The organism is Vibrio sp. MED222, assembly GCF_000153005.1.
GTDB classification, from domain to species: domain Bacteria; phylum Pseudomonadota; class Gammaproteobacteria; order Enterobacterales; family Vibrionaceae; genus Vibrio; species Vibrio tasmaniensis_A.
The window spans coordinates 362,974-374,248 of sequence record NZ_CH902608.1; the positions used below are offsets into that span (position 1 = coordinate 362,974).

Genomic DNA, 11,275 nt, shown 5'->3' on the forward strand with positions numbered 1-11,275 from the left:
TCCTAAACACAAAATAATAAATAGAATCCGAGCCCTTTCCGTGCCGATTAAGCGATGACTTAATGACAGGATAATGGGGATTCAGTAAAATCGACCCCATTCTAATCGAATTTGAAACGAAAGTATGAGCAAATATTCTGACGCAAAAGAGCTAGCGGGTTTAACCCTAGGCCAAAAAACTGAGTACTCTAACCAATACGATGCAAGTTTATTGCAACCAGTACCTCGTAGCCTTAATCGTAATGATCTTGCGCTAAACGGAGAGTTACCTTTTGTTGGTCATGATATTTGGACGATGTACGAGCTTTCGTGGCTAAACACCAATGGCTTACCACAAGTGGCTGTTGGTGAAGTGTTCATTCCGGCAACTAGCCAAAATTTGATTGAGTCAAAATCTTTCAAGCTGTACCTAAACAGCTACAACCAAACTCAGTTTGAAAACTGGGATCAAGTCACTGAGCGTCTAACTCAAGATTTGTCAGCATGTGCAGGCGAATCTGTGATTGTGAATGTAAATTCAGTAACCGATTACACCAACCAACCTATCGTGACGATGGAAGGTGACTGTATCGACAATCAAGACATCCAAATCACGAGCTATGATTTTGAAGCGTCACTGCTTGAAGGGGCTGCTGGCGAGCAAGAAGTAGAAGAAACTCTACATAGTCACTTATTGAAGTCAAACTGCTTAATTACCAATCAACCGGATTGGGGCAGCGTAGAGATCGCATATTCCGGAAAGCAAATTGACCGTGAAGCTCTGCTACGCTATTTAGTTTCTTTCCGCGAACATAACGAATTCCACGAACAATGTGTTGAGCGTATCTTCACTGACATCATGAAATACTGTGCACCATCGAAGCTAACCGTATTTGCACGTTACACGCGTCGTGGCGGTCTGGATATCAATCCATACCGTTCAACTGAGCAAGATAGACCAAGCCACAATAAGCGTATGGCTCGCCAATAATCGGCGTGAACCGCCCAAACTTATTTGAACCTACAAAATCTTTAAAGGGACATTGAAATGCGTTGGTTATACGTTGTTAGTCTATTCATTTTAAGCTTAAGCACATCGGTTAATGCGTCGGTCTATTCGTCGGCGCTCCTCAATGAAGCCAATAACTTGGTTGAGATAGAACCGAGCCAAGCAAAACGAATGGCCAACAGCTACCTAACGCTACGTATCCTTTCAGATCAACGCGAGAAGAGCCCGTCAGCTATTTCTCGTGAAGAGGCCGACTCTTCGATTAGAACCCCGAACAGCAGTATCGATGCGTATAAGATCTTAGCGAAAGCAGAGTTTAATCTAGGCAACATTCGTATTGCGATTCAGCACATCGACAAAGCCTCTGAGCTAGCAAAAACCTATAAGCTTGAGTATCTAAAGTTAGATCTGGAAATACTTAAAGTTAGGTTACTTTGGCTTACGGACAGAAAATCTGCCCAAGCAGAATCAGAGCTAAAAAAAATAGAAACAAGCTTAGAGTCGGTTAATAAAACCTTACGCCTGACGGAAGGAATTACCTATCGCTTAATCATGTTGAAAGCCGACATTTCCTCTTATAACAACAACGTAGGGGAAGCAGAAAAACTCTATCAAGAAGCAAAAACTTACCTAGAACAGCGTCACTCGGAAAAAGTCGTCATTGATTATCACATCACCGTCGGCGAGTTTTATCTTACCCATAAAGAGTACAACCATGCACTATCTGAGTTATTGTACGGCTACTGGAAATCAGTAGAAGGTAACCTGAGTTCGCGCTTGGCCAAAGTAAACCGCCTACTTGCACAGCTTTTCTTTGAACGCCAAGTATTAGATAAAGCTCTAGAGCACCTGTCTCAAGCTGCTGACTTTTACGATAATTTTGAAAGCTCTCCCATATTAGCGCAAGTACTAAAAAAGATGGGGGATGTGTACTTCAATCAAGGCAAATATAACCTTGCCCTCGTGCACTTTTTCAATGTCCTTGATCATGAGAGTACCGACCGAGACATCCACCAAGTCATTGACATTCGTCTAAGTTTATCTGCGACTTACTTACGACTTTATAACTACCCTCTAGCCGAGCAATACCTAGCACGAGCTCTTGAACTGCTGGAGTATTCCGACATTCCTAAATTGGAAGGCCGCGCTGCACTCTTATCCGCAGGTTTGGCATACCACCTACAAGAAAGCGAAGATGTAATTAAGCATGCGACACGTGCGCTCAAGATTTCGCGTCAGGTAGAGAACATGCGCCTGTCGCAACACTCCTACCACTTGCTCTCTTTAGGTTATGAGCAAGCAGGGCGTCCACAACAAGCGCTAGCAAATCTCAAACAATACAATATCCTTGTCTCTTTGGAACAACAAAAACTCAACCGTGTTGGTGAAGACGCATTCCGCCAACAAAAAGAGTTTGCCGAGCAAACGCTCCACTATGCAGGTCAAGAACAAGAATTAGAGAAATACAAACTTGAGCACCATAAGTTCCAGAAAATATCGTTCGCCTTATTTTTGTTCAGCATTGTCTTGTTCTTCTTTGTGCTACGCCGAGGCTACATCATTCAAACCTTAGTCACGGAAATGGATTCACTGCGTACCGACCTATTTACACACTCACGCTCAAAGCTTCCAAATCTAAGAATGCTGAACGCGAAGCTATCAAATTCTCTAGAACAAACCAGCCAAAACTTCGAACAATGGCAACTTGGTGAGTTGATTCATGAACCACTCAACGACCGTTTACGCTTTGTGATGATAGATTTACCGTTCCTACGCAATATGTACACTCAGAACGGTTATAAAGCAGGTTTAGAGCTCGAAGATGCTTTCGGCGAGTTCCTTAAATCTAAGCTTGAAGGTCCTGCGCGCGTCTACCACTTCTCGGATGCAAACTTGCTTTATATCGAACCAAATGCTGACCGTGATACATCGCCTGAGGCTATGTTCAGAAAGATTCAATCTTGGATTAATCACTTCGAACCAGAGCGAAACATTAATCGAACCGTCCGCATGGGCATCGCTGACTACCCGTTCTTGCCACGCGCTTATACCGCGATTAACGACCAAGAGCTGCTCGATGTACTATTAATGTCGACCAACCTGGCACGTGAAATCAGCCTCAAAGAACGCAGTAGCCAATGGGTTTACCTTAAAGCCATCGACAATGCCCCCGCAGCAAGCCTTGCAACGGGTAACATAAGAGAGGCTTGTAAACATGCGATTAATCAAGGGTTAATAAAGATACAATCCTCACACCAGAATGAGGACAATATCAAAAAAATGCTAAAAGATGACTGATTTGCGAGCGGTTAAACGTCGTAGGTCGTGACCTTATTTTTAGTTTTGTTATTATCAAGGTCACGGAATTTCATCTATACGATCGAGTACGATCTACGCGGCGCTAATTAATACATCTATGGGCATTCTTGAAAAAGACATTCAGGCGCAACTCCACCAGCTGAAATATCAGTTGGATCAAGTCCGCTTGACGCAAAGAGATACCTCGTTCAAATTTATTCGAGAACAAAAAGTTCTCAAGCGTATCGTTGCGTCTTTAAGTGATGCATGTGTTGGCAGCAACACTCATTTAGATGAAAATCTCATTGCCCTTAGGGAAGAGCTCGAAAAGCAAAAAGACATTAGCTCAATGATCCCCAAGTTGGCAGTATTAGAAAGGATGCTCAAGCAAAAAACGTTGGCTATGGATAAACAGAACGGATATCTGGATGATAGTATTAAGCACAGTGGGGAAACGCTGCAGCGTATAACTGGCCTTCCGGCTCAGCTAAAGCGCGATCTAAGAAACTTACTTAGCTTCTCCGAGTGTCATGGCAGTCAAAAAGTCGACCATGCGATGAAGCTTCTCAGCATTTATGAGCGTGCCATTAAGATTATGGCAAACAACTCACGCACTCATTTTGCCGACGTAGATCAATCAACTGAACAAGAACTCCTTTCCGAACTATCAAACGAGTTACAACACCTGATCACTGAACTCGACTTCGAGGGTGAATCGGGGGATCTACTGACCGATATTAGAGCGAAGCTACTACTTGGTGTTTCAACACAAAACCTACTTGAGCTAGCACTTCAGATCCTCAAACTGGTGATTGATGGCACGAGCCTAGAGCGTAAGCAGTCTGAACAATTTATCGAACAACTCAATTCCTCGCTCGCTTCTAGTATCAAAACAGCCGATCAAAACGCCGACCAGAGCCAAAGCTATTTTGAACATCGCCAAGGTCTTAATTCGGAGTTGAATGAACTTGTTACTAAGAGCCAAAGCTCTGTTGATAAAGCAACGGATATTGATAACTTAAAACTTTCGATAAACCCGCTGCTCAGTGAAATTGCCTCTCTTTCAGAAAGACTGAATCACGCAGAACAGAAAGAACAAGCTCTAATAGAAAGAATGAGCTACGGAAAAAACCAATTAGATTCGCTCTATGAAGTCACCCAAGATTACCGCAAGCGTCTAGAAGATCAGGCTCAGCGTATGCTGCTTGACCCTCTGACTAAGATCTACAACCGTACCGCCTTCACCGATCGTTTAGAGTTAGAATATCGTCGCTGGATTCGTGCACAACACTCACTAAGAGTCGTGCTGCTAGATATCGATAACTTCAAAGCAATTAACGATAGCTTTGGCTATACCGCTGGTGACAAAGCACTCAAGATCATCGCAAGAGCGATCACCAAAGAAATTGGTACTACCGATACTGTCGCTCGCTTTTCTGGTGAAGAGTTCATCTTACTACTTCCCGAGCAAAGCGATGAATATTGCCATCAAGTGACTCAAAGCATCCAGAATCAAGTCAGCCGCTTACCTTTCAAATTCCGTGACCAACAAATCACAATTACCTTGTGCGCAGCAAGTACTCCGTTTAAAGAGTCAGACACACCTGAAGAAGTATTAGAACGACTCAATAAAACACTTAACAAAGCCAAACAGCGCGGTAACAACCAACTTGTTTGGGACTAAGACAGCCCTAGATTTAATTTATTTCATTTTTTCAAATACTTATCACATACCATATCCCTCAATGTTTGCTAAGCTAATGATTAACATTCGCTTAACAAGCATTCTTGGCAAGCAATGCTGTATTTAAAAGAGCAACGCTGTCGTAATCGTTTCGTCTGGTTAATTCTCTCGCCTTTAACCAAACACTTTCAACGTTAGCTTCTCATCTCGAACTAAAGGGCCACTTTCAACCTCCCCTAGTTCTTTTCAACAAGGAGGCACTATGATCACTCATATCAGCCCTGCCGGTAGCATGGATTTACTCTCTCAACTTGAAGTTGAGCGTCTTAAGAAAACCGCATCTAGTGATCTGTACCAGCTTTATCGTAACTGTACGTTAGCGGTACTCAACTCGGGTAGCCACACCGACAACTCCAAAGAGCTGCTCGATAAATATCAATCGTTTGATGTTGAGGTCGTCCGTCGTGAGCGCGGGATCAAGCTTGAACTGAGCAACCCACCAGAGCATGCCTTTGTCGATGGTGAAATCATCAAGGGTATCCAAGAACACTTATTCTCAGTGTTGCGCGACATTGTCTACGTCAACATGCACCTTGCAGATAACCAAAGACTCAACCTGACCAATGCCACTCATATTACCAACCTTGTATTTGGCATTTTGAGAAATGCAGGCGCACTTACGCCAGGTATCGAACCTAACCTGATCGTGTGTTGGGGTGGTCATTCAATTAATGCCACTGAATACCAGTACACTCGCGAAGTGGGTAATGAACTTGGCCTGCGTGAGCTGAATATCTGTACCGGTTGTGGACCGGGGGCAATGGAAGGGCCAATGAAAGGGGCTGCAATTGGTCACGCGAAACAGCGCTATACAGACCACCGTTACTTAGGGCTAACTGAACCATCAATCATTGCGGCTGAGCCACCAAACCCGATAGTGAACGAACTGGTGATCATGCCAGATATCGAGAAGCGTCTTGAGGCATTCGTTCGTATGGCGCATGGCATCATTATTTTCCCCGGTGGTCCAGGTACGGCTGAGGAGCTGCTGTATATCTTAGGGATCATGATGCACCCAAATAACGTCGACCAACCAATGCCGATTGTTTTAACAGGTTCAAAAGAGAGTGAAGCTTACTTCCGTTCTATCGACAAGTTCATCGGCGAAACCTTAGGGCCTGATGCGCAAAAACACTATGAGATCGTGATTGATGACCCAGCACGCGCTGCGAAAATCATGAAACAGGCAATGCCAGATGTACGCTCTCACCGTAAAGAGACTGGCGATGCCTACAGCTACAACTGGTCACTGCATATTGAACCTGAGTTCCAACTGCCATTCGACCCTACACATGAATCTATGGCGGCGCTTGATCTGCATATGGATCAGAAAACAGAAAGCCTTGCGGCGAATCTACGTAAAGCCTTCTCTGGAATTGTGGCAGGTAACGTCAAAGCTGAAGGTATTTTGGAGATAGAGAAACATGGCCCCTTCCTGATTGATGGCGACAAAGAGCTGATGACAAAAATGGACCAGCTGCTGAATGACTTTGTTGAACAGCATCGAATGAAACTGCCGGGCGGCACTGACTATGTTCCTTGCTATAAAATTATGCCTAGCAGCGAATAACGGCAAGTAACTGATAACAAGCCACAAGTATAAAGTTAAACAAGTCATGACGTTTACGTCACCAAAGTTTCAACTCACCAAGTGATACGTTACTATAAGGGGCTAGCAGCCCCTTATTTATTGCCTATTTAGTGGAAACTTATGTCTATCCATCTTGTTATTATCGATGCCTTGAACCTCATCCGACGCGTGCACTCTGTTCAGCCGGACCCAACCGATATTGCAAGAACCATCACCACGACTGCTCGTACTCTTAATCGCATCCTAAACGAATCAAAACCCACTCATATCATTGCGGTATTTGATCATCATTTACAAGATCGAGGTTGGCGCGCGGAAGTCCTTCCCGCTTATAAGCAAAACCGTAAGCCGATGCCAGAACCATTGATGAAAGGTCTCGATGCGATTCAACAAGCTTGGTGGGAATTAGGGATTGATTCACTGCTCTCTGACGGCGATGAAGCGGATGATCTAGTTGCAACATTGGCAAAGAAAGTCGCTGACCACGGAGAAACTGTCACTATCATTTCGACAGATAAGGGCTACTGCCAACTGTTGTCTCCAACGCTACAAATCCGTGATTATTTCCAACACCGTTGGTTAGATAAGCCCTTTATCGAAGCGGAATTTGGCGTAAAGCCAGAGCAACTGGCAGATTACTGGGGATTAACGGGCGTCAGCTCAAGCCAAGTCCCCGGAATTCCAGGTATAGGGCCAAAAGCAGCCAAAGAGATATTAACGACATACCCTGATATCGAAACAGCATTCCTAGCTGAAGACTTACCGAAAAAGTATCGTAAGAAATTCGATGAGCATATCGAGTCGGCTCGCGTATGTAAGCTCGTTTCTGCACTCAAAACAGACATCGATTTAGGTTTTAATCTGCAAGATATTCGCTACGAAGCTGTGTCTTAATCTGACGTCACAAATTCAGTCATTAAAGCTAACCGTTAGAAATAAATCCGCTTATAAATCAACAAATAGAAAATAAATCATTAGAAAGCAGAAAGCCTTAGTCTGAACTAAGGCTTTTTTGTTGTTTCATTTTAAGACGAAACATTGCACTTATACTGATAACTCTCTATTTCTAGAATAACTTTCAGCTAAGAGCAGATTAGAAGCTATAAGCGATAGAAGCTTTAAAGTTACGACCCGCTTCATAGCTGGTGTACTTTTCTGAACCCCAAGAGATACCAAAACCAGTATGCTCAGCGTACTTCTTATCAAGCAGGTTATCGATACCAAGGTTCATCTCTAGGTCTTTAGCAAACGTCGGTGTGTAAGCCGCCCAAATGTTGTGCGTTGCGAAGCCTGAGCGTTTGATCTCTTTGCCTTTTTCGTTCTCGTAATCGTTCCCCGGAACAAAGCGTGAATCCCAACCAAACACAAATTCATTGTTTAGGCTGTAGTTAAAACCGGCCTTAAAGTTATGAATACCGGTTTTATTCATGTGACTTGTCTTGCCGTTTTTCAGGCTCTTTTGCTCACCATCAGAGTAAGAGTGGTTAGCGTAAACACTTAATGCATCTAACTGATAGCTCAATACTGTCTCTACACCCCAAACTTCAACATCATACTTATTAGATAATGTTGCGTTGTTCTTAGTTGGGTGCATTTGGTTATCAAGGTCATAGGTATAAGCCGTGAAACCTAGAATCGCGTAATCAGCCGCAAGCAAACGTGTTAGCTCGTAATCAAAGCCAGCTTCGTAGTTATTACCCGTCATCGCCTTAGTATCAGACTGCTTAACTTTGCTTGGTGCTTTCATCGTTAGCGTTTCTGGTAGTGACGCGCCTTTAAACAGACGACCGTAACCTACACGAAGTTTTAGGTTTTCCGTTGTTTGGTATTCACCTTTGAACTTTGGAGATAGTTGGTCAAACTCGCCCTTATACACACCACCCAGTTTATGAACGTCGTAACGAAGACCTGTTGTCAGACGGAAATCGCTGAATTCGTACATATCTTGCAGATACAGACCGTAAGCCGTCACCGTACCACCATCCATGCTGTACTTCTCAGTTTGGCCTTGCTTAGTACCGCTTAGATATACGCCTTCACCAGCATCAATCCATTGCTTGGCTTTGTAGCCCTCAAGACCATAAGTAAGCTCATGCTCACCAACCCAAGAAACGTTACGAATGTCACCACCAATGGTTGTTACATTGTATTCACGCTTAGGGTAAGACATTTTGCCATCTTTGAACCATTTACCTGCCGGTGTTTTGCCCCAAGCGGTACCTTCAAGAGCATCACGATCCATGTATTGACGGTTGTAGTAAACATTACTTTTCAGATGAACTAGATCACTACCCGCATCGTATTCGTGCTGTAGCGTCACTGTATCGCGATTAAGCGAATGATAGTCGTGTTTATCGTCAGCATACAGAGCACCCGCCTTTTCGCCAGAAAGCTGACGCGTACCACCATCACTGTATCGGTTGAAAGTCAGTTTAAATTCATTGGCATCATTAGGAATGAAAACAACTTTAGCCAAACCCGACTTAAGCTCACCCTGCTTAGAGGTTACCGCTTCTTGATCAGGAATGTGCAGATCGCCATCTTCTGAATAGTTCGCAATACCCATGAACTGTAGCTTGTCGTTCACTTTTGCATACACAGCAACGTTGGTTGCAAAACGCTCATAAGCTGTTTGATAGCTTGTTTTTACTCGAGCACCAACGCTTTCACCCGGCTTAAGAAGATCGCTTGGGTCTTTCGTTTCGTAGCTAAATGAACCATTGATAGCACCAGAACCTGACAGTGCAGAGTTACCACCTAATTCAATTTCAGCTCTTTTTAGCATTGCAGGATCAATCGCTTGGTCACCAGAGTGGTGGAAAAGCTGACCTTCTTGTCGCGCACCATCAATAGTCACTACGGCAAATTTGTCTTCCATACCACGTACAAATACTTTGCGTGAGTAACGTGCGTTCCCGTCAACCGTAACGCTAGGCATAGTATTCAAAACATCTTTGATGTCTGATGCTTGCTTCTTTTCCAGTGTGTCAGAGTTGATTTCAGTCTGAATCAATTGGTCAAGGGCAGAACCGATAACGACTACGGTTTCTGGTTCGTCGGCAGCAAATGCTGTAAATGAGGTTAAGGCAACCGTAACGGCTACTGATAATGCTTTAAGTTTCATAATGCGACTTATATTTTATAGATTTAAGTAAAAGTGCACGAATGGTACACAACACTAATAACAATGTTAATAGTAATAGTTATCATTTACATTCTTTACTTACATTTACTTACTTATAATAAAATACAATTTGATTAGGATGTTCTTGCTGTAATTTACTGCTGAATTTTAAATAAACCCTTCTTCGTTTCATCGCTGAACTAGGTAGCCGTAAGTATCGATAGCTTACGGCTTTTTTGTCTCATATCGACACTAATAGTCGACAATTCGACGACTATCAACCAAGTTGAATTAGTCACATTTACACTTAAATATGACTAAAAAACGCATATAGACCAACCTTTCTAAACTACCCATACGAAGCGATAATCAAACTCATAAACAAACTTCAGATATAAAAAATGCCCCTTAAAGGAGCATTTTCTTTATCACTGACACACTAACGTAAATATTAGTACGGTGAGATATTCGAAAGCGACTGAATATGAACCGTGATCTCTTCGCGATCGTGGTAAAGGTGCTTCGCCTGCATCTTGAACTTCACTTTGTTATCAATCAGGAACTGCTTTAGGTTTTCGATATCCTGCAGAACTTCATCGTAACGGCCTTTCATTGGCAGTTTAAGGTTGAACAGTGCTTCTTTCGCCCAGCCTTTGATGATCCACTCACCCATAAGGTGTGCAACACGAGCTGGCTTCTCAACCATGTCACAGATAATCCAAGTGACGTTCTTACGGTCAGGTTCGAATTTAAAACCATCCACCATGTGGTGCTTAATTTGACCCGTTTCCATTAGGCTATCTGCCATCATGCCGTTATCAACACAGTGAACAAACATAGAGCGCTTAACCAATTGGTAAGTCCAACCACCTGGACACGCGCCTAAATCTACGCCCCACATACCCGGAGCCAGACGTTCGTCCCACTCATCACGAGGGATGAATACGTGGAATGCTTCTTCTAGCTTCAATGTAGAACGACTTGGTGCATCTGATGGGAACTTCAAACGAGGAATACCCATGAAGAACTGCGAGTTGTTGGTTGGGTAAGAGTAACCAACAAAACAGTGACCCGGAGCGATAAAACATAAGTGAAGCACAGGCTTCTTAACATTGTCTTTCGCTGTCATCAGCCCTTTACCGCGCATTGCTTGACGCATTGGCACAGTAAACTTACGGCAGAACTTCAAAAGCTCTTTCGCTTCATTGGTGTCAGGTGTTTCAATACGGATATCGCCACAACGTGGGAAACCTTCTTTCTCAGAAAGCGCCTCAAGAATTGGAGAAATACGATCATCAGTCGGCAGATCTTTGATTTCAACCGCTACCGCGATCATTTGACGAGCAAAGATCAACGATTGGAAGTCGATCTCTTTTACCAGTTTATCGGCTTCGCCTGCTTGATAACATTCAAACAATACAAAGCCTGTATTGTTCTTTAAGCGAGGAAAACCAAACACTTCCAGTTGTGTTGCCTTGTCTTGAATTTCGCCAGCACATTCTTTTTCAAAACCAGAGCGACAATAAAGTA

Annotated in this window: 7 protein-coding genes; 5 read left to right on the top strand and 2 right to left on the bottom strand. The window is 43.4% G+C overall.

The window, feature by feature from the left end; genetic code table 11:
* Positions 1-124: 124 nt before the first annotated feature.
* The 5 genes from queF (at position 125) to xni (ending at position 7,515) form a co-directional block, all read left to right on the top strand.
* Entirely contained in the window at positions 125-970 is an 846-nt protein-coding gene (gene queF, locus MED222_RS08960; RefSeq protein ID WP_009847454.1) for an NADPH-dependent 7-cyano-7-deazaguanine reductase QueF, read from the top strand.
* A 57-nt stretch (positions 971-1,027) separates the two neighbouring features.
* Positions 1,028-3,286, top strand: coding sequence for a tetratricopeptide repeat protein (locus tag MED222_RS08955; RefSeq protein ID WP_009847455.1), 2,259 nt, complete (start codon positions 1,028-1,030; stop codon positions 3,284-3,286).
* A 118-nt stretch (positions 3,287-3,404) separates the two neighbouring features.
* Positions 3,405-4,970, top strand: coding sequence for a sensor domain-containing diguanylate cyclase (locus MED222_RS08950; protein ID WP_009847456.1), 1,566 nt, complete (start codon positions 3,405-3,407; stop codon positions 4,968-4,970).
* A gap of 262 nt (positions 4,971-5,232) precedes the next feature.
* The gene (gene ppnN / locus MED222_RS08945; protein ID WP_009847457.1) at positions 5,233-6,600 is read left to right on the top strand and encodes a nucleotide 5'-monophosphate nucleosidase PpnN; all 1,368 of its coding nucleotides are present in this window, start codon (positions 5,233-5,235) and stop codon (positions 6,598-6,600) included.
* Positions 6,601-6,741: 141 nt separating this feature from the next.
* Positions 6,742-7,515 (top strand): flap endonuclease Xni, encoded by a 774-nt coding sequence (xni, locus tag MED222_RS08940; RefSeq protein WP_009847458.1) that lies wholly within the window; start codon positions 6,742-6,744, stop codon positions 7,513-7,515.
* A 199-nt stretch (positions 7,516-7,714) separates the two neighbouring features.
* Here the strand turns inward: xni and MED222_RS08935 are convergent, their stop codons facing one another.
* Together MED222_RS08935 and rlmM are read right to left on the bottom strand one after the other, a co-directional pair.
* Complete coding sequence (locus MED222_RS08935) at positions 7,715-9,745, bottom strand: TonB-dependent receptor (protein ID WP_009847459.1); 2,031 nt, start codon at positions 9,743-9,745, stop codon at positions 7,715-7,717.
* Between the two features lie 451 nt (positions 9,746-10,196).
* The coding region (rlmM, locus tag MED222_RS08930; RefSeq protein WP_009847460.1) for a 23S rRNA (cytidine(2498)-2'-O)-methyltransferase RlmM at positions 10,197-11,275 on the bottom strand (1,079 nt) is incomplete at its 5' end.

Excerpts from the sequence above, each read along its gene's own strand:
- queF (WP_009847454.1), top strand. The coding sequence starts at position 125 with ATGAGCAAATATTCTGACGCAAAAGAGCTAGCGGGTTTAACCCTAGGC.
- MED222_RS08955 (WP_009847455.1), top strand. The coding sequence starts at position 1,028 with ATGCGTTGGTTATACGTTGTTAGTCTATTCATTTTAAGCTTAAGCACA.
- MED222_RS08950 (WP_009847456.1), top strand. The coding sequence starts at position 3,405 with ATGGGCATTCTTGAAAAAGACATTCAGGCGCAACTCCACCAGCTGAAA.
- ppnN (WP_009847457.1), top strand. The coding sequence starts at position 5,233 with ATGATCACTCATATCAGCCCTGCCGGTAGCATGGATTTACTCTCTCAA.
- xni (WP_009847458.1), top strand. The coding sequence starts at position 6,742 with ATGTCTATCCATCTTGTTATTATCGATGCCTTGAACCTCATCCGACGC.
- MED222_RS08935 (WP_009847459.1), bottom strand. The coding sequence starts at position 9,745 with ATGAAACTTAAAGCATTATCAGTAGCCGTTACGGTTGCCTTAACCTCA.